At 61.6% G+C, this 18,685-nt stretch carries 21 protein-coding genes and 1 tRNA gene; 10 read left to right on the forward strand and 12 right to left on the reverse strand.

The genetic code is table 11. The features are described from left to right. Positions 1–29: 29 nt before the first annotated feature. Both AB1E34_RS04200 and AB1E34_RS04205 read right to left on the reverse strand, forming a co-directional pair. Complete coding sequence (locus AB1E34_RS04200; RefSeq protein ID WP_372571075.1) at positions 30–278, reverse strand: hypothetical protein; 249 nt, start codon at positions 276–278, stop codon at positions 30–32. 89 nt (positions 279–367) lie between these two features. Next, complete coding sequence (locus AB1E34_RS04205; RefSeq protein ID WP_372571076.1) at positions 368–1,012, reverse strand: pyrimidine 5'-nucleotidase; 645 nt, start codon at positions 1,010–1,012, stop codon at positions 368–370. A gap of 100 nt (positions 1,013–1,112) precedes the next feature. Here AB1E34_RS04205 and AB1E34_RS04210 point away from each other — a divergent pair, with 100 nt between their 5' ends. Next, positions 1,113–1,763 (forward strand): GntR family transcriptional regulator, encoded by a 651-nt coding sequence (locus tag AB1E34_RS04210; RefSeq protein WP_306195273.1) that lies wholly within the window; start codon positions 1,113–1,115, stop codon positions 1,761–1,763. Here the strand turns inward: AB1E34_RS04210 and AB1E34_RS04215 are convergent. Continuing rightward, positions 1,760–3,625, reverse strand: a complete 1,866-nt coding sequence (locus AB1E34_RS04215; RefSeq protein ID WP_372571077.1) for a glycosyltransferase — start codon at positions 3,623–3,625, stop codon at positions 1,760–1,762. The two genes, AB1E34_RS04210 and AB1E34_RS04215, sit on opposite strands and share 4 nt — an antisense overlap. A gap of 76 nt (positions 3,626–3,701) precedes the next feature. Continuing rightward, positions 3,702–4,868 (reverse strand): glutamine-hydrolyzing carbamoyl-phosphate synthase small subunit, encoded by a 1,167-nt coding sequence (gene carA, locus AB1E34_RS04220; protein ID WP_372571078.1) that lies wholly within the window; start codon positions 4,866–4,868, stop codon positions 3,702–3,704. A 182-nt stretch (positions 4,869–5,050) separates the two neighbouring features. Between carA and AB1E34_RS04225 the strand changes: the two genes are divergently transcribed. After that, positions 5,051–5,530, forward strand: coding sequence for a GatB/YqeY domain-containing protein (locus AB1E34_RS04225; protein WP_372571079.1), 480 nt, complete (start codon positions 5,051–5,053; stop codon positions 5,528–5,530). Between the two features lie 12 nt (positions 5,531–5,542). Here AB1E34_RS04225 and AB1E34_RS04230 read toward each other — a convergent pair whose 3' ends face one another. The 6 genes from AB1E34_RS04230 to AB1E34_RS04255 all read right to left on the reverse strand — a co-directional run bounded on the left by AB1E34_RS04230 (position 5,543) and on the right by AB1E34_RS04255 (position 10,448). Then, positions 5,543–6,025 carry a DUF2244 domain-containing protein gene (locus tag AB1E34_RS04230; protein ID WP_372571080.1) on the reverse strand — a complete coding sequence of 161 codons (483 nt, stop codon included), beginning with the start codon at positions 6,023–6,025 and terminating at the stop codon, positions 5,543–5,545. A gap of 126 nt (positions 6,026–6,151) precedes the next feature. After that, the gene (locus AB1E34_RS04235; protein WP_372571081.1) at positions 6,152–6,490 is read right to left on the reverse strand and encodes an NHLP leader peptide family RiPP precursor; all 339 of its coding nucleotides are present in this window, start codon (positions 6,488–6,490) and stop codon (positions 6,152–6,154) included. A 185-nt stretch (positions 6,491–6,675) separates the two neighbouring features. Further along, positions 6,676–7,275: a 2-hydroxychromene-2-carboxylate isomerase gene (locus AB1E34_RS04240; RefSeq protein WP_372571082.1), complete on the reverse strand. Its 600-nt coding sequence runs from the start codon at positions 7,273–7,275 to the stop codon at positions 6,676–6,678. 98 nt (positions 7,276–7,373) lie between these two features. Continuing rightward, positions 7,374–7,847 (reverse strand): GNAT family N-acetyltransferase, encoded by a 474-nt coding sequence (locus tag AB1E34_RS04245; RefSeq protein ID WP_372571083.1) that lies wholly within the window; start codon positions 7,845–7,847, stop codon positions 7,374–7,376. A gap of 140 nt (positions 7,848–7,987) precedes the next feature. After that, positions 7,988–9,661 (reverse strand): cytochrome c oxidase subunit I, encoded by a 1,674-nt coding sequence (ctaD, locus tag AB1E34_RS04250; RefSeq protein ID WP_372571084.1) that lies wholly within the window; start codon positions 9,659–9,661, stop codon positions 7,988–7,990. A gap of 181 nt (positions 9,662–9,842) precedes the next feature. Beyond that, positions 9,843–10,448, reverse strand: coding sequence for a cytochrome P460 family protein (locus tag AB1E34_RS04255; RefSeq protein WP_372571085.1), 606 nt, complete (start codon positions 10,446–10,448; stop codon positions 9,843–9,845). Between the two features lie 394 nt (positions 10,449–10,842). Here AB1E34_RS04255 and AB1E34_RS04260 point away from each other — a divergent pair, with 394 nt between their 5' ends. From AB1E34_RS04260 to AB1E34_RS04270, 3 genes are all read left to right on the forward strand, one after another. Next, positions 10,843–11,259 (forward strand): HIT family protein, encoded by a 417-nt coding sequence (locus AB1E34_RS04260; protein ID WP_372571086.1) that lies wholly within the window; start codon positions 10,843–10,845, stop codon positions 11,257–11,259. Positions 11,260–11,496: 237 nt separating this feature from the next. Further along, positions 11,497–11,853: a hypothetical protein gene (locus AB1E34_RS04265; RefSeq protein WP_372571087.1), complete on the forward strand. Its 357-nt coding sequence runs from the start codon at positions 11,497–11,499 to the stop codon at positions 11,851–11,853. Between the two features lie 136 nt (positions 11,854–11,989). After that, positions 11,990–13,273, forward strand: a complete 1,284-nt coding sequence (locus AB1E34_RS04270) for an MFS transporter (RefSeq protein WP_372571088.1) — start codon at positions 11,990–11,992, stop codon at positions 13,271–13,273. A 34-nt stretch (positions 13,274–13,307) separates the two neighbouring features. Here AB1E34_RS04270 and lipB read toward each other — a convergent pair whose 3' ends face one another. Together lipB and AB1E34_RS04280 are read right to left on the reverse strand one after the other, a co-directional pair. Next, positions 13,308–13,979 (reverse strand): lipoyl(octanoyl) transferase LipB, encoded by a 672-nt coding sequence (gene lipB, locus AB1E34_RS04275; protein ID WP_372571089.1) that lies wholly within the window; start codon positions 13,977–13,979, stop codon positions 13,308–13,310. A 39-nt stretch (positions 13,980–14,018) separates the two neighbouring features. Beyond that, positions 14,019–14,678, reverse strand: a complete 660-nt coding sequence (locus AB1E34_RS04280; protein WP_372571090.1) for a DsbA family oxidoreductase — start codon at positions 14,676–14,678, stop codon at positions 14,019–14,021. Between the two features lie 137 nt (positions 14,679–14,815). On the opposite strand from AB1E34_RS04280, the gene AB1E34_RS04285 reads away from it, so the two are divergent. The 5 genes from AB1E34_RS04285 to AB1E34_RS04305 all read left to right on the forward strand — a co-directional run bounded on the left by AB1E34_RS04285 (position 14,816) and on the right by AB1E34_RS04305 (position 18,397). Further along, a tRNA-Leu gene (locus AB1E34_RS04285) sits at positions 14,816–14,902 on the forward strand. A gap of 69 nt (positions 14,903–14,971) precedes the next feature. Then, on the forward strand, positions 14,972–15,976 hold the full coding sequence (gene dusA / locus AB1E34_RS04290) for a tRNA dihydrouridine(20/20a) synthase DusA (RefSeq protein ID WP_372571091.1): 1,005 nt from the start codon (positions 14,972–14,974) through the stop codon (positions 15,974–15,976). 60 nt (positions 15,977–16,036) lie between these two features. Further along, positions 16,037–16,861, forward strand: a complete 825-nt coding sequence (locus AB1E34_RS04295; RefSeq protein WP_372571092.1) for a sulfite exporter TauE/SafE family protein — start codon at positions 16,037–16,039, stop codon at positions 16,859–16,861. Then, the gene (locus AB1E34_RS04300; protein WP_372571093.1) at positions 16,855–17,640 is read left to right on the forward strand and encodes a hypothetical protein; all 786 of its coding nucleotides are present in this window, start codon (positions 16,855–16,857) and stop codon (positions 17,638–17,640) included. The genes AB1E34_RS04295 and AB1E34_RS04300 overlap by 7 nt, the downstream gene beginning before the upstream one ends. Positions 17,641–17,671: 31 nt before the next feature. After that, positions 17,672–18,397 carry a SpoIIAA family protein gene (locus AB1E34_RS04305; RefSeq protein WP_372571094.1) on the forward strand — a complete coding sequence of 242 codons (726 nt, stop codon included), beginning with the start codon at positions 17,672–17,674 and terminating at the stop codon, positions 18,395–18,397. Positions 18,398–18,685: the final 288 nt, after the last annotated feature.

The following is an 18,685-nucleotide window of genomic DNA, read 5'->3' on the forward strand; positions in this document are numbered from 1 at the left end:
AGAGGCCAAGCGACATCCTGTCTCGCGGGTCAGCCCAGCGTGATCAGGATCAGGACGACCCAGATGATGGGGACCATGGCCAACGCCGGCAGATAGAAACCGGGCAGACCAAACAGCGGGATCGCGCAGCCCCAGGCGCTGACACCCGCGATGATCGCGTACCAGATGTTCTCGGGATCGCCATAGGCGACCTCTTTGGCGATCCACCCCAGAACCGGGATGGCAAAGAACAGGCGCTGCCAGAAGGGCAGCCGGGCGGGTACAGCGGCGTTGCTCATAAGGAACCTTTCGGATGTAGCTTTGTCTGGCGTGAGATAGGGCTTCGCCCGGCCGCCGCCCCTGCGCAGAGTGTCGCAGCGGGCCCGATTCAGACCAGTTGGGCCAGAAATGCCGTCAGGCTATTTGTATGATGATGGATGTGGTCCGCATCCATCGGTTCTGGCGCCACGTGAACCGTACGCATCCCCATGTCGAACGGCGCGGCCAGATTGCGCGGATCGTCCTCGAACATGGCGGCCCGGTCCGGCCTCACCCCGTCCTGCTTGAAGATCGAGTCGAACGCGGCGCGCTCGGGTTTGGGGCGATACTCCGCATGCTCAACCCCGTAGATGGCGTCAAACAGCCCGCTCAGCCCGCGTGCGGCCAGCACACGCTCGGCATAAGGCGCAGAACCATTGGTATAGACGATGCGGCGGCCCGGCAGCGCGGCGATATGCGCGGCAAGCTCGGCATCGGGTTCCATATGGCCCGTGTCGATCTGATGGACGGCGTGCAGGTAAGGATCGGGGTCCAGATCATGCTCGCGCATCAGCCCTGCCAGCGTGGTGCCATAGGTGTGCCAGTAATGGTTGCGCAACCGGTCGGCCTCGGCCTGAGAGACGGACAGCGCCTCCATCACATATTGCGTCATCAGCACTTCGATCTGATCGAAGAGCTTCATGTGCGGCGGGTAGAGGGTGTTGTCCAGATCGAACACCCAATGCGCCACATGTGAGAAGTTTTGCCTGACCATGGAGCCGGGTCTAGGCCAGTCCGCGCAGGTTTTCAACGCTTTGGCTTGATTGGCGGGGGCAGGGGGCGCTAGACAGGTCCGAACAAGGAAAGCCGCTTGCATGAACCGCACCCAGTCCAATCAGAAAGACGCCTATCACCTCGTGCTCGAAGCAATCGATGTCGGGGTGTTCAAACCCGGTGACCGGCTGGTGGAAAGCGATCTGGCAGAACGGTTCGGCGTGTCGCGCACACCGATCCGCGAAGCGCTGCAACGGCTTGAGACCCAGTCGCTGCTGGAACGCGACGGCCGGTCGCTGATCGTTGCCTCGCTGGATCACAACCAGATGGCCGAGCTTTACGTGGTGCGCAGCGAGTTGGAGGGGCTGGCCGCCAGTTTGGCCGCGCGTCATGCCACCGAAGAGGAAATCAAGGTACTGCGTGAAATGGTCGAGGCGGATGACGCGCTGGTTGATGATCCGCCCGCGCTCAGCCGCGCCAATCGGCGGTTTCACGAGCAGATTCACTTGGCCTCGCATAACCGCTATCTGGTGCAGCAGCTGGATCTGGTGCATCGCACCATGGCGCTGATGGCAACCACCTCGCTGGCCGCACAGGGCCGGGGCGAGATCGCGCAGGCCGAGCACAAGGCCATCGTCGATGCCATCGCGGCGCGCAACGAAGAGGCGGCGGGCCGGGCGCTCAAGGATCATATTTCGGTTGCCTTCGTGACCCGTCTGAAACAGGACGCGGATGAGCGCGAGCGTGTCTAGATCGTGCCGTCTCCGGTCGCTTGGCCGTGCTGGGTCTTGTCCCAGAAATAGGGTTTGACCGCCAATTCATAGAGCGCTTTGTAGGCCGCGATCACCCCCGCCGGGTAATAGAGCGGCATACTCAGTACCCAGGGCAGCAGAAAGCGGCGGTCCGGGGTCCAGATGGCTTTGGCTGCGATCATGGCCCCGATCCCTTCGACCGCCAGCAGCAGCGCTGCGGTGGCGGTCAAGACCCTCGTGTCGATCAGCCCTGCCCAGGGACCCGGCGCGCCCAGAACCCCCAGCCAGAGCGACCAGAGCACCGGGGCCAGCAGGAACTGCCCGAGCGTGCCCAGGAAAAAGGCCTGCACCCCCAGAAACCGCCAGCTGCCCAGATCGCGCCAAAGCTGGCGCGGCGCGCGCATATGCACCAGATAAGTGATCATGAACCCTTTGAGCCAGCGCGAGCGCTGCTTGACCCAGGGCCAGAGCCGGTGGTTTGCCTCTTCATGGGTGACGGTGTGAATAAAGGCGGTGCGATATCCGGCCCGGCACAGCCGCACGCCCAGATCGGCGTCTTCGGTGACGTTATGGGCGTCCCAACCGCCGAGCTCTTCCAGAATGGTTTTGCGCATGAACAGCGTTGTGCCGCCCAGCGGTACCACCAGCCCCAGCCGGGCGATGCCGGGCATCACGGCACGAAACCAACTGCTGTACTCGATCGTGAAGCACCGCGCGCGCCAGTTCGTGCGCGGGTTGTAATAGTCCAGAATGCCCTGCAGGCAGGCAACATCCTGCCCCGCCCGGTCAAACTGCTGCACCACCTTTTCGATCTGATCGGGCTCTGGCGCATCCTCGGCATCCCAAACGCCGACAATCTCGCCGACGCAGAAATCCAGCGCGTAGTTCAACGCGCGGGGTTTGGTGGTCAGGCCGTCGGTTTCGGGCACTTCCAGTACCCGCATCCAATGCGGCAGGGTCAGGCCACGTAGCGTCTCGCGCGTCACCTCGTCCTTGGCCTCAAGCACCAGGATCACATCCAGCAGCGCCTTGGGATAGGTCAGACGACCGAGCCGCTTGATCAGCGCAGTCGCGATCTCTCGCTCTTTGTACAGCGGCACGATGACCGAGACCTTGGGCAGTTTGGTCTGGATGGGCGGCTCATCAGCCGCCATGGGCGGCGCCAGGGCATGGGCCAGAAACCCGATGCCGCGCAGTGAAAAGAACAGCAGCAATGTCAGGCAGGCAAGGATGAAGGCGGTGATGGCCAATACCGCAGGAGCAAAAACGCCAAGCGCTGCAATTGCGGCCAGCACACCGCCGCCCCAGAGCCCATAGGATCTGGCGTAACCGCGGCAGCTGAACACTTGCGCAACCCGCGTTTCAGCCCGATGCGCCAGAGTGGCGGCAAAGTGATCTGCAAACACCGCGTCGATCTCTGCCGCGCGGCTCAGGACCGGCAGCGGCACCAGGTCGGACTCGGAAAAGGCCGCCTCGACCTCGGCAAAGCGATCGGGACGCGCGGTTGCCACTTGCAGAAAGGCCCCGGCTTTTTTGTAGGGCACGCACCCCACGCGCTGCCAGAACGCGCGCGGCTGCAGGTCCCAAAGCGCCGGTTCGGGCTGGTTCCGGGCCAGTTCGACCTGTTCGAGGTTGCTCTGCTTCACCAAGGCGGTTTGCACCTGATCCTCGCTGGCCCAGCCTTCGGCGACGATGATCTCGCCGATCGGGGCGTTCAGGCGTAGCTGAAGCTCAAGCGCGGCGTGCAACTGCGCGTGAGTGATCGCGCCATTCCTGACCAGAATGCGCCCCAGTGGCTCATGTGGCGCAGCGACCGGAACTGCCGCGCTCCGCCGCTGGAAAATCAGTTGCAAATCGCTCATCGCGCGCCTCGGCAAACCCCCGGATGGCAGGGTCTCTTACCAAGGTTAACGTGCGGTTAACTACGTCCGAAGCGCGTCAGCTTGCTGACTTACGCGCAGACATGGCGCTGGCAAAGCGTTCAAAGAGGTAGAAACTGTCCTGTGGTCCGGGCGAGGCCTCGGGGTGGTGTTGCACCGAATAGACCGGCCTGTCAGCCACGCGAATCCCGCAATTGGAACCGTCAAAGAGCGAGCGGTGGGTTTCCACCACGCCGTCGGGCAGCGTCTGCGCATCCACCGCGAACCCGTGATTCATCGAGGTGATCTCGACCTTTCCGGTTTCCATGTCCTTCACCGGATGGTTGGCGCCGTGATGGCCGTGATTCATCTTGACCGTCTCCCCGCCAAGCGCCAGTGCCAGCATCTGGTGGCCAAGGCAGATGCCGAAGACTGGCAGATCGGTGCCGTCGAGGATCTCGCGGATCATCGGTACCGCGTATTCGCCGGTGGCCGCCGGGTCGCCGGGGCCGTTGGACAGGAACACGCCGTCGGGTTTGTGCGCCAGAACCTCGGCGGAGGTGGCCGTGGCGGGCAGGACCGTGACATCGCAGCCTGCCGAGGCAAGGCAACGCAGAATGTTGCGTTTCGCGCCATAGTCGATGGCGACCACCTTGTGCTGAGGGGCCTCCTGCCGGGCATAGCCCTCGGGCCAGGCCCACCGCATCTCGTCCCAGCGATAGGATTGTGCGCAGGTGACTTCTTTGGCCAGATCCATGCCTTCGAGTCCCGCAAAGGCGCGGGCGGCGGCGACAAGCGCGGCGATGTCGAAATTGCCCTCGGGGTCATGGGCCAGCGCCACATGCGGTGCGCCTTGCTGACGGATCGCGCGGGTCAGTCGCCGCGTGTCAACGCCACCGATGGCAATGCGCCCGCGCCGGGTCAGCCAATCCTTCAGCTCTTCCGCTGCGCGCCAGTTCGACGACGTGGTCGGGTCCCATTTGACCACCATCCCCTCGGCCACCGGATCACCGGTTTCGTCATCCTCGGGGTTCACGCCGACATTGCCGATATGGGGAAAGGTGAAGGTCACGACCTGACCTGCATAAGAGGGGTCGGTCATGATTTCCTGATAGCCGGTCATGGCGGTGTTGAAGCAGAGCTCGGCCACCGTTTGACCGGTCGCGCCGAAGCCCATGCCATAGAACAGCGTCCCATCCGCCAATGCCAGACATGCGGTGGGCTTTGACGGGGCGGGGTGTGCCATGGCGCGACTCTCCTGTTGGGTAAACCGGCTTGTTCCTAAGGGGGTTCCTCGCCCCGGTCAAGAGTACCGGTTTTTTGGCCTACCAAGGGATTTCAACAGGTTAGCCGATGCCGCTTCCGGTTGTGCCAGAGTTTTTCTTTAGGTATGGTCGGGTCTGGCTTTCCATGGGGATGGATACACAGATGGATCTGCGCTCTCGGGTCAATGCGGCCCTGAAACAAGCGATGAAAGACAAAGACAGCGAGCGTGTCTCGACGCTGCGGCTGATCAATGCGGCAATCAAGGACAAGGATATCGCTGCCCGTGGTGCCGGTGCCGAAGAGGCATCGGGCTGCGATGAAGCCGATGTGCTTGCCATCCTTGGCAAAATGACCAAGCAGCGGCAGGAAAGCGCGCGCGCCTATGAAGAGGGCGGGCGGCTGGATCTGGCCGAACGGGAAACCCGAGAGGTTGAGATCATCGCCGAGTTCCTGCCCAAGCAGTTGGACGAGGATGAGGTCGCCAATGCCATCCAGACCGCCATCACCTCGACCGGCGCGGGCTCGATCCGCGACATGGGAAAGGTGATGGGCGAGTTGAAGTCGCGCTATACCGGACGGATGGATTTCGGCAAGGTCGGCCCAATGGTCAAAGATCACCTCTGCGCGTCCTCAAACGGGTAGCGCCGACATCCCTCACACGTGTTTGAGCCGGGCGCGCAGGTCGTCATAAAGCGCCTTGCGTTCGTCCTCGGACAGGAAGGCGCCGATTTCGACCTCGCGCCCGCCGCCTTTCAGCGTTACGTAATTTGGCACCGGTCCATCATCGGGGTGTAACTCGGGTTGGGCCCAGTGACGGTTGCAGTGCCATTCCTGCACCGACCCGCCGGGGTCGTGCCGGATCAGATGCGCATCCGCGTCCGACAAGGTCAGCACCTCCAGAATGCGGCGGCTGCGGTAGTTGATCTGCAAGGCCCACCAGATTCCGGCCACCGCCAGCAGGACAAAGGGCAGAATACCCCAGAGCAGGATCGACCCCAGCAACATGATCAGCGGTATCGTGGCCAGCGCAAAGATCCCCAGAACCGTCGCCGCAAAGCCCTTGGGCGGCAGCGAGTTATGCGGCCAGAGGCGCAGTTCGGCATGGGTGTCCGACGATGTGGTCCAGCGGTAGGGCATGGGTGTGACCTAGCATGGCTGCGGCGGTGGTCGAAGGGGAAATGCACTCGCACGACGTGACCCCCGCTATGGCCCCAGGCCGAAACCAGCACCGTGTATGCCGGTCAGACGCAGCCTTGCAGTGGATCAAATGGGTTCAAAAGTGGAGACCGCAGTGGCTGTGGCGACGGTCACGACACTCACGGAAATGGAAACGCAGACAAGTGATGTACCACCTTGCGCATCAAGCAAGTCGGCGTCAGATACCTCGCCCTCTGGCGGCGCTGCCGGGATGTGCAGGTACTTCACCTTGTCGGCGTCGTGGACGACACGAATCTCCACGTCTTCCGGCAGGGTTCCGCCAAGCTCTGCCAAAGCTGCTTTCGGATTATCCTCCAGCGCTTGCGCAAAGGCATCGTCAGTCCAGACCCTTTCAAAGAATGCGGCTTTTTGAGCCTCGGCGGCGCTTTGCTTCGTTGGTGTCATCATCCGCTCCTGTTTCAGAGGGTCTCTCCGCCTGAGACAGCGCTCCCCTTTTCATGGCTTGTGACCTGAAACCGGAGATAGTCCCCGAGTGTGATGGCATGACAATGGCTGCGTTAACTTCGCTTAATCGTGTCCGGGAGACTGTTCGGGCGCTGATTACGGCGATGCTCGAACGGGATAGACGTTCAGGCCACATGGCCCAGTCGCGACCAGGACAGCGCATCTTCCAGCCGGTCATCGCCCCAGAACACCTCGCCGCGCACCACAAAGCTGGGGGCACCAAACACGCCCGCTGCGGCGGCGGCCTCGGTTTCCGCTGCAAGTTCCGCGACGGTTTCGGGGTCCTGCGCGCGCGCCAATACCTGCATCGGGTCTTGGTCGGCGCGGTGCAGCGCCTCGCTCAGGTTGGCCTCGGACCCGGCCTCGATCCCGTCTTCGAACCACAAACGATAGCAGTTGCGCACAAAGGGGATGCCCCAGTCTTCGCTCATGCCCCGCAGCGCCACCTGATTGGCCAGAGGCAGGTCGGATATCGGGTAGGGCGCGGGCAGGGTGCAGCGCAGCTTGTATTTTGCCGCCCGCCGCTGGATGTCGCGCCACATATAGGCGGTTTTCTCGGGCTTGTTGGCGAAGGGGATATTGTTCTGCTCGGTCATCACGCGGCGTACGTTGAAGGGTCGCCAGCGAAGGGTCACGTCCCGTTCGCGCGCCCAATCGGGCAGGCGCATCACCGTGAGGAACGTGTAGGTGCTGCCAATAGAAAACCAGAAATCGATCTCGGGCATTGCTTTGCTCCGGCGACTATGGGGTCTTTGTCCAAGGTAAAGCAAAATCCTCGAAAATTCGACGGTTCTTTGCAGATCGGAGATTTCTGGCCGGAGGGTTAGGCCGTTTCAAGCCGGTATTTGAGGAAGGTCGCGCCGTCATATTCTGTTTCGCCGACGGGTTTTGCACCGAAACGCGCAAGCGCGCCGCGATTCTTGCGTGATGGTGGCAGCAGAAAAGTCACGTAGGGAATGCGCGGATCAGCGGTAGCAAAGGCGATCGCCTTTTTGGAAATGCGCGCGCCCAACCCGAAATGATCAGGCTTGAGGACGAGGCCGAAATCCCAATCCTCACCCTCTTTCTGAAACCCGCCCCAGCCGATATAGGCGCCATCTGAAAGGATCGCCCAATGTCCAAGCCCGTCTTGCTGCCAGCGGGCCTCTTTCTGGGCGACAAACGCGGCGGCGGTGGCGGCGTCCCATTCGAAGGTCAGCAGTGGCATATGCTCGGCCACGCGCGGGTCGGACATATGAGAGATGATCTCGGCAAGCTCGATTGCCGGTAATCTGGTAAAGGTGATGTCAGAACTCATCAGGCATCCAGAATATGGGGCAGGGTGGCGGGCGTGTGCACCGGGGGTATGCGCTTAGCTTAAGCAAGGACGGCAAATCTGCAATCGGCAAAGAAAAAGCCCCGCGCGATGGCGGGGCTTTTGTCAGCTATTGGCGGGGATCAGTGGGCGTGGCCCTTGTCCCACTCTTCCTGCTTGGGCAGGATTTCGAACGTATGCTCTGGCGGCGGCGACGGCAGGGTCCATTCCAGCGTATCCGCATATTCGTTCCAGTAGTTGTTCTCGGTCACCTTGGCGCCACGGAAGAGCGCATAGAAGACGATGCCGAAGAACAGCAGGAACGAGGCGAAGGAAATGAACGCGCCCCAGCTTGAGATGTAGTTCCAGTAGGCGAAAGCCTCGGGGTAGTCGATATACCGGCGCGGCATGCCCTGACGGCCCAGGAAGTGCTGCGGGAAGAAGGTCAGGTTCGCGCCGATGAAAAAGAGCCAGAAGTGGATCTTGCCCCAGAACTCGGAATACATCCGTCCAGTGATCTTGCCAAAGTAGAAGTAAACCCCGGCAAAGATCGCGAACACCGCACCCAGCGACATCACGTAGTGGAAGTGCGCAACCACGTAATAGGTGTCGTGATAGGCCCGGTCCACGCCCGCCTGAGACAGCACAACGCCGGTCACGCCGCCCACGGTGAAGAGGAACAGGAAGCCGAAGGCAAACAGCATCGGCGTCTTGAACTCGATCGAACCGCCCCACATGGTGGCGATCCAGCTGAACACCTTCACGCCCGTGGGCACCGCGATGACCATCGTGGCCAGCATGAAATAGGCCTGCTGGTTCACGGTCATGCCGACCGTGTACATGTGGTGTGCCCAGACGACAAAGCCCAGAACACCGATCGCGATGATCGCCCAGACCATCGGCAGGTAACCGAAGATCGGCTTGCGCGCGAAGGTGGCGATCACGTGGCTGATGATGCCAAAGCCGGGCAGGATCACGATATACACTTCCGGGTGGCCGAAGAACCACAGGATGTGCTGATAGAGGATCGGGTCCCCGCCACCGGCCGGGTCAAAGAAGGTAAACCCGAAGTTCCTGTCCATCAGCAGCATGGTGATCGCACCCGCCAGAACCGGCAGCGACAGCAGGATCAGCCAGCTTGTCACGAAGATCGACCAGCTAAACAGCGGCACCTTGAAGAGCGTCATGCCCGGCGCGCGCATGTTCAGGAAGGTGGTGATCATGTTGATCGCGCCCAGGATCGACGAGGCGCCCGAGACGTGCACCGCAAAGATCGCAAGATCCATCGACATGCCGCCTTCGGTGGTCGAGAGCGGTGGATACAGAACCCAGCCCACGCCCGATCCGAGCTGGTCATTGCCGCCCGGTGACAGCATCGAGGCAACACCCAGCGAGGTCCCGGCCACATAAAGCCAGAAGCTGAGGTTGTTCATCCGCGGGAAGGCCATATCCGGCGCGCCGATCTGCAACGGCATGAAATAGTTGCCGAAGCCGCCGAACAGGGCGGGGATCACCACGAAGAACATCATCAGGACGCCGTGATAGGTGATCATCACGTTCCACAGATGGCCGTTCGGGGTACAGACCTCGGCGCCGCTGCCGAACAGGCGGAACCCTTCGAGGCACATGTGCTGCACCCCCGGCTCCATCAGTTCGAGCCGCATGAATACGGTCAGTGCGACCGAGATGAAACCAGCAAGTGCCGAGAATACCAGGTAGAGAATCCCGATATCCTTATGGTTCGTTGACATGAACCAGCGGGTGAAAAACCCGCGTTGATCTTCATGCTCGTGACCATGAATGGCTGCATCTGCCATTATAGGTGCCTCCTGTTGCGACTTTGACGCTCAGCCGGTTGGCTCCGGACCGCGCGGATTCCAGCCGGTTTTAGTGGGTGGCGGCGTCCCCTTCAATGGCAGAGTTTGATCTCGATCAAGTAAAATAGCCGCACCCCCTTGAATTTCGGGGGTGTCTCGGACCGTGGGGCCTGGTGAGGCGCTATTTTGCGGCGATGTAGTCTTCGGGCACGAAGAAGGTGTAATCGCGGTCCGCCACCGCCTCGTGACAGACATGGCAATAGGCGACCGCAGCACGGCGGCTGCCCATCGTGTCACCAAAGAGCGAGCCGTCCGGCATCACCATGATATAGCGCCAGTCGGCGGTATCGGGGTTTTTGCCTGCGGCCAGCTTCTCCATCACAAACAGCGCGCCGGGAAACACCCGGCCATCGTCGGTCACGGTCACGCTGTCTTTTGCCAGCACGGTCCCGACGGGCAGTTTTTCACCCGGTTTCAGCGTTGCGTAATTCGTGGCCACCTTGTTGGCATAGCTGTTGACATAGCGCTGCCCATGGGTGGCCGAGACGTAGGGTGCGTCATTGAACCTGGGCCAGTCCTGAAACCACGCGATCAGATCGAGCCGGGATGCGGCATAGCCTCTCGCCATGCGGCGAGACATATCATCATAGATCTCCTGCGCCTCTTCCTTGGTCAGTTCGGCGGGGTTTTCTATGGCGATATGGGCGCTCTCGGCACTCGTTTGCGCGTGAACGACCGCTGCTCCGCATCCCGCGGCCAGAAAAACCGCAAAGATCCATCGGCACATTCTGTTGCTGCATCTTACCATCATCGGACCCCACCTCTCCGAAGGCCTGCCCGGATTTTGTCGGGCATTTTCAGAAGAATAGCAGCAGGTCTTTCGCTCGCCACAACCTGCAGGGGCATCTCACCTGCTTGTGCGCAAGAGTGATCCTGCACGCATTCGACCTGCGGGAAGACTAGGCGGGGTCAATGCATCGGGTAAAGTTAAATCCGGTGCTGGGAGCGATGCCGCCGGGCGCAACCCGTCAGACTAAGGTCCGTCAGAGCGGCAACCGCGCAGCCAGCTTTCTGCGTCACCTCTTGAAAAGACCGGTTTGGAAAGGGCAAGGCCCATGATGGGTTGACCTTGCGCATCCGGCTGGCAACAACAGGGCATCTGCAGTTCATTCAGGTGCGCCATGGCTTACGATCCCGACAACATCTTCGCCAAAATCCTGCGAGGGGAAATCCCGGCCAAGCGCGTCTATGAAGACGATCAGACGCTGGCCTTCATGGATATCATGCCGCGCGCCGAGGGGCATCTGCTGGTGATCCCGAAAACGCCTTGCCGCAACCTGCTGGACGCCACGCCCGAACAGCTTTCGGCGGTGATCGCAACCACGCAGAAACTGGCCCAAGCCGTGCGCAGGGCCTTTGACGCCGAGGGGGTCACAATCCAGCAATTCAACGAAGCCGCAGGCGGGCAGGAGGTGTTTCACCTGCATTTCCACGTGCTGCCCCGCCATGAGGGCGTGTCGCTGCGCCCGCCGGGGAAAATGGGCGATTTCGACCTGATCGCGGAACATGCCGAGAAAATCCGCGCCGCGCTTGGGTGAGTGAACCGCCGGGCGCTACGGCTAAATTTGTCTCAACCTGAAACTGTGATACCCTTGCCCTCGCCGCCGTTTATTTCAACTGGCGGGTAACGAGATTTTTTTTGGGGGTTTATTTTGATGTTTGGTTCAAGGCTGCTTTTTGTTCTTTTTCCTTTCGCAATTTCTCATGGGGCCTGGGCGGAGTCTTTTGATGCATATGGGACGGGCATTGCCACTTCGAGCTCGGTCACGACGCAAGTGTCGGAAGCGCTGATCGTCGTTGACGTCCACAACGAGTACGAAAAGTTCGACGCGGTTGATCCGCAGAACCCATTGGCGGCGGTCCAGGGGCCCTGCTTTGGATCGATCATGATCAAATCGGGGCAGGTCTCGGGAGGGGGCGTTTGCAATTATACCGATCAGGATGGTGACATGGCGATCCTCAGTTGGGTGCCGCAGGGAATCGGGCGTGATGGGCTGACGATCGGTATCTGGTCGGTCGAGGGGGGCACCGGCAAATGGGACGGTGCCTCGGGCGGCGGCGCGTTTCGAGCTGGTACGCGCGATGATGGCAGCTACCGCAACGATGTAACTGGCGCGATCACGCTGCCCTGACCCGGCCGCCGCGGAATCTTTCCGGCCATTGGTGGCGCACCGGTCTGGCTAGCTTACTGGCGGGGCTTGTGCGATACCTCACCAATCGCTCACAAAGCGCCCGGCCTCTTCGGCGTGAAACAGTGAAGAGTGTCGGATGACGGTAACCCTTGATAGCAAGACCAATCGTTGGAACTTTGGTTCACTGACAGTGCAGGGTGTTTGCAATCAGGTCGGTTTCGAGCTTTGCAGCGAAAGGCTGGTACTGCCGTTTATCTATACTGCCGTCGGTGGGCCTGCCTATTTCGCCGGCACGATCCTGTCGACGGTGAATATTACCAGGTTTTTGTCCCAGGTCCCTGGCGCAGCCTTCCTGACCCGCGTGCGATATAGCAAACGCGTGATGGCGTGGTCGACGCTGGTCTGCGTCGCTGCGCTGGCTGCGGTCGCGACGATGCGCGACGATTTCGCCGCGCAGACGGTTGTGGTGATTTTTCTGCTGGCCGCGGCGCTGATTGGTGCCGGAAAGGGTCTGGGTGTGCTCGCATTCCAGGATGTTCTCGGTCGCTCGCTGTTGCCGTCCTCGCGCGCCGGGCTGCTGTTTCTGACCGGGGCTCTGACCGGATTGGGGGTGATTGCGTCGACCTACCTGTCGGTCAACTATCTGGACTTCGACGGGGACGACAGCTTTAACAGCGAGCTGATTGTCGTGGGTGCGGTCCTACTGGCGCTGTCGGCAGCTTCGGCGCTTGTGATACGCGAGCCTGAAAAGATCACTTCCGGGGGCGCTGAACAAACCAGCGCCGTCACTACCAGCAAGTTTTTGGACGAGGTGCGCAGCGGGCTTGCGATTGCCGGACACCTGACCTGGTTCCGGAAGTACCTCGTGGCCCGGATGCTGCTGACGCCGATCGAGGTCGCGACACCGTTTTTTGCCATTCATGCCGTTGCTTTGCATCCCGACACGGCGCCCAGCCTGCCCACCTTTGTTGTGGCCGGAGCGCTGGGTATGATGATCGGAGGTGCGGTTTTCCCGGCCTTCAGTCGGAAATCCGAACGTCTGACCATGAACGTCTCTGCGCTGATCGCCTGCCTGGCAGCGCTTCTGTCGCTCAGCCTGCAGTTTTTTCCCGATCTCAGAAATCTTGCCACCCACAGCGCCGCTTTCCTGTTGCTTGCGATCGCAAATCAGGGTGTGAGCGTCAGCAAGACCGTTTACGTGGTGAACGCTGCATCTGACGAGACCCGGCCCTACTGCGTTGCGGCGTCCAATCTTGTCAGCGGTGTTCTGGGATTTCTGCTGGCGCTGATTCTGGGCATGATCTCGCATGTGCAGGGCGCGGAAGCGGCTCTGATGGCGATGATCCCGTTCAATCTCGCCGCTGCATTCTACGTCATGCGTTTGCCGAGCAGCCGAAACTTGGGCGCGCCGCAGACCTGAGTCTACGCTGCGGTTTGGCTTGGCCCGTGCCAGATTACCCGTGCGTTGCGTGCGCGGGGAGGGTGCCGATTACCTGATCGAAACTCTTGCGCAGCGCGACGTCCAGATCCTCCATGGTGACCGGCAGGCCCAGATCCACCAGAGAAGTCACGCCATGTTCGGTGATGCCGCAGGGCACGATCCCGTCGAAATGGCTCAGATCGGGTTCGACATTGATCGAGATGCCATGGAAGCTCACCCATTTGCGCAGGCGGATGCCGATGGCGGCGATCTTGTCCTCGGGCTTGGCGCCGCTTGCCGTCAGCGGTTTGTCATCGCGCACGATCCAGACACCCACGCGCCCTTCGCGAATATGGCCGCGCAGGTTGAACTGATCCAGCGTGGCAATCACCCATTCCTCAAGCTGCTGCACGAAACGGCGCACATCCTTGCCGCGTTTGCCCACGTCCAGCATCACATAGACAACGCGCTGGCCCGGACCGTGATAGGTGTATTGGCCGCCGCGCTTGCTCTCATGCACCGGGAACCGGTCCGGATCGGTCAGATCCTCGCGCCGCGCCGAGGTGCCGGCGGTATAGAGCGGTGGGTGTTCCAGCAGCCAGATGCACTCCTCGGCCTCGCCCGCCGCAATCGCAGCGGCGCGTGCCTCCATGAAGGCGACAGCCTCGTCGTAATCGGTCAAACCGTCTGAAGTGATCCAGTCCATGGCCTGTCCTTACCCCTCGTTGCTGCGCGAGGGAAGGGGTCAGGCGGCCTCTGCCAGGCAGCGTTGCAGCACCTCGCCATAGGTTTCGCGGCCCTGCGCGCCGGTCAGAAGGTATTTGCCGCCAAACACCATCGCGGGCACGCCGGTGATGCCCCGGCTGGTCCAGAACTGCTGTTTCTCGCGCACCGGGGCGGCATATTTGCCCGAGTCCAGCGCGGCACGCGCGGCTTCCGGCTCCAGCCCCGCCTGCGCCGCTGCGGCGATGAGGACATCCGGATCGGATACATCCCGGCCATGCGCGAAATAAGCCTCGAACAGCGCCAGCTTCAAAGGGTGCTGCCGCCCCTGTGTCTCGGCCCAATCCAGCAACTGATGCGCCTGAAACGTGTTCACGATGCGACTGCCTTCGGTAAATTCGAAGGTAATTCCCAGCCCCTGCCCAAGCGCCGTCAGCCGTTCCCGCGCCTGCTGGCTTTGTTCTGCTGATGTGCCGTACTTCTCCATGATATGATCACGCAGGTTCTGCCCCTCGGGCGGCATGTCGGGATTCAGTTCAAACGGGTGCCATCTGAGTTGTGCGACGATCCCGGTTTCCCCAAGCGCCTGATCCAGTTGCCGGAACCCCACGATACACCAGGGACAGACCACGTCCGAGACCACATCGATCTGGACTACGGGACGGTTTCGGGCATCGGTCATGGCGGTATTTCCTGAGGTTTTTGCAGTCGCATCGCTAGCAGAGATCGCACCCGGAGGGAAATCAAACTGAAGTGTGGATTTCCCTCTTCACATCGACGCACCCCTCGTCTATACGCCGCTCTACCAAGCCTGACAGTGCGGTCGTGGCGGAATTGGTAGACGCGCAGCGTTGAGGTCGCTGTGGGGTAACACCCGTGGAAGTTCGAGTCTTCTCGACCGCACCATTTCACATTTTGATGTGAAATCCGCCGGAAATTCGAACGCAACAGTCCGGCGCACATGGAGCTAACGCTTTGAATACCTGTGTAGAAAAAGCAGCGCGATTGTCTGTCGCCCCCATGATGGATTGGACTGATCGGCATTGTCGCTTTCTGCATCGTCTGCTGAGCCGCGAGGCGCTGCTTTATACCGAAATGGTGACCGCGCCTGCGCTGGTGCGGGGCGGGGCGTTGCACCTGCTGGAGTTCAGCGCCGAAGAACACCCCATTGCGCTGCAACTGGGAGGCTCGGACCCACAGGAACTGGCTGCCGCCGCGCGGTTGGGGCAGGCGGCGGGGTATGATGAGATCAATCTCAATTGCGGCTGCCCTTCGGACCGGGTGCAATCGGGCACGTTTGGGGCGGTGTTGATGAAAGACCCGGCGCGGGTTGCCGCCTGTGTGGCGGCGATGCGGACGGTGGTGGATGTGGATGTCACCGTCAAATGCCGCATCGGTGTCGACGATCAGGACCCCGAAGAGGTGCTGCCCGAGTTTCTGGCGCAGATCGTGGCGGCTGGCTGCGAGCGGGTGACCATCCATGCGCGCAAGGCCTGGCTGCAGGGGCTCAGCCCGAAAGAGAACCGGGATATCCCGCCGCTCGACTATGATCTGGTCTACCGGATGAAAGGGTTGTTCCCGAACCTGCATATCTCGATCAACGGCGGGGTCACCTCGCTGACCCAGGCGCAGACACAACTGAAGGCCGGCCTGGACGGAGTGATGATCGGGCGCGCGGCCTATCATCAGCCTGCCGATATCCTGTGCACTGCGGATCGGGACGTTTTCGGCCGCGACCATGTGAGCAATCCGGTGGAGGTGGTGCGCGCCATGCTGCCCTATATCGAGGCGCATCTGAGCGCGGGTGGGCGGCTGCACCAGATCACGCGCCATATGCTGGGCCTCTTTGCCGGGCGACCCGGCACGCGGGCGTGGCGTCGGCACCTGTCGGAAGGTGCGGCGCGCAAGGAGGCCGGGCCGGAACTGGTCGAGGCGGCCTTGACGCATGTGATCCCGCAGCCCGAGGTACAGGCAGGCTAGGGCGCTTTTCCTTTCCCCTGCGCCGGTGTAACCAAGTTCTGCCGAAACGGGGGGATGTTCATGCCGGAAACCGGATTGTTGCTGCAGATGCTGGCGATGCTGCTGGCGATCGGAGCTTTTGCCGGGGTGCTGGCCGGGTTGCTGGGCGTTGGGGGCGGCATCGTGCTGGTCCCCGCGTTTTTCTATGCCTTTCAGACGCTTGGCTATGGTGGCCCGCAGCTGATGCAGCTGTGTCTGGCGACCTCGTTGGCGACAATCATTGTCACGTCGGTGCGTTCGGTGTTGAGCCATAACAAGAAGGGCGCGGTGGATTGGGACATCCTGCGCGGCTGGGGGCCGGGTATCGCCATCGGGTCTGTTCTGGGCGTGCTGGTCGCCTCGTATCTGCACACCAACGTGTTGCAGGCGCTGTTTGGTGTGCTTGGGATGGTGATCGGGGCCTATCTGGGGTTGGGCCGGTCTGAATGGCGGCTGGGTGATGCCATGCCGCAGGGAGTGAAGCGTGCGGTGTTGTCGCCTTCGGTCGGGTTCCTGTCGGTGTTGATGGGGATTGGCGGCGGCAGTTTCGGCGTGCCGCTCATGAGCCTGTTCAACACGCCCATTCACCGGGCGGTGGCGACGGCGGCGGGGTTTGGCGTGATCATCGCCGTGCCCTCGGTGGCCGGTTTCCTGTTTCTTGATGTCGATCCCCAGCATCGCCCGCCTTACACCATCGGCGCGGTCAATCTGGTGGCGTTCTTTGTGGTCATTGCGATGACGCTGATCACCGCACCCTGGGGGGTGAAACTGGCCCATGCCATGGACCCGAAGCCGCTGAAGCGGGTCTTTGCCGTGTTCCTCACGCTGGTGGCGCTGAACATGCTGCGCAAGGCGCTGGGATGGTAGAGGGGTTCCGGCAAAAGGGCTGGATCAAATTTCCCTTTGATCCGGTTCTGGCGCATTGGGTTACCCATGCTTTACCCGCCGCGCGTGCCGCGGTTCATGACCCAAAACACAGCGACTGGCATGATTGCGAGGGCACCTGGTTCATCGGCGTCGATGCGTTGGAGAATGACGGCGACGGGCGGGTGAGTGGATCACCGCCCCTGGCCGGGCAGGCGATGGAGTTCATCAACCGTCACCTGGGCGCGCAGGACCTGCACAAGGGGCAGGTCTCGGTGATCTATCCCGGTTATCCCCGACCCCGGCGCGGTGAGGGCGAGGCTGCATTCCGTTATCGTGCCAACCGGGATGCGGCCCATGTGGACGGGTTGAGACCTTCGGGTCCGCATCGCCGCAGACGGGTCGAAGAACCCCATGCCTGGGTCCTCGGCATTCCTCTGACCGAGGCCAGTCCGGACGCAGCGCCGCTGGCTTTGTGGGAGGGCAGTCATCGCCCTCTTGGCCGCGCCTTCGCCAATGCGTTTGCGACGCATCCTGCGGATACCCACGCAACGCTCGACATTACCGATATCTATCAGGCCACGCGCCGCGAGGTGTTCGATAGCTACCCCCGGATCGAATTGCACGGGCGTCCGGGTGAGGCCTATCTGTTGCATCGCCATCTGCTTCATGGGGTTGCGCCCTGGGCCGCAAACGCAACAGCCGATCGGGATGGCCGGATGATCGCCTATTTCCGGCCCGAGTTTCCGGAAGGCCTCGCGCGGTGGTTGCAAAGCGACTAGGCTGCCTCCAGAGCCAAAAGGGAGCACTTGAATGATTTCCGTTGAGACACAGATGGATGGCGCCTTGCTTGAGGTCGAGCTTTCCGGCGAGATCACCGCGCAGGATTACGATACTGTCCTGATCTCGGCGGTTGAAAAAGCGCTGGAACGTCATGATCGTATCCGTCTGATGATGAGTTTCGGGCAGGAGTTTCAGGGTTATGACCTGTCTGCCGCCTGGGCTGACAGCAAGCTGGGTCTGAGCCATTGGAGCGGCTTTGACAGGATCGCGGTGGTCACCGATACCCGCTGGCTGCGCAGCTCGATCCGGCTGGCCGCGCCGATTATGCCATGCCCTGTACAGGTCTTCGATCTGATCGACGCCGAAACCGCGCGCCGCTGGCTGCGCGAGTCTCTGGGCTCTGTGCATATGCTTGATCTGGGCGGGCCGTGCCTGCAGGTCAAGCTGATGGGCAAGCTCGATCCGGAGGTGATCGCCAATGCGGAAAAGGATCTGGATGCGCAGATACGGGCGCGCGATGGCTTCCGCCTGCTGCTGGACCTGAGTGAATTTGACGGCTGGCAGGGCCTATCGGCACTGGCCGCCCATTTCAGCCTTGTGCGCGAACATGCCGCCATTCCCGATCGTGTCGCCGTGGTGGGCGATCAGGCCTGGCAGCGCGCGGCGCAACACCTGATGAGCCGCTTCCTGAACGCCGAGAGCCATTTCTTCGACGTTTCGGATATGGAGGGCGCTAAGGCCTGGCTGAAGGCCTGAGGCTCTGCAAACTGGTCTTGCGGGAAACTGGTCATCGGGATTGTGGTGGTGGTTATAGGTTTGTCCGAGCTTGTCAGAAACGCAAAAACGAAGCTCGGTTGCGTGGCACCTTGCGGCATTGAATGCGCGAGGCGAGTGGCAGCACTGATGCAGGTTTCTCGGACGCCGCATGCTGGCGGGGGAGTTGCGCGATGGGTTTCCCGGCGTCAGAGAAGCGCTCAGGCGGGAAATCGCGGGGTTAGTTCTTTTGGGTCGGCTGTGCTATGGGGATTTGTACGAAGGGCTTGC

The organism is Ruegeria jejuensis, from assembly GCF_041537905.1.
Classification (GTDB): domain Bacteria; phylum Pseudomonadota; class Alphaproteobacteria; order Rhodobacterales; family Rhodobacteraceae; genus Ruegeria_C.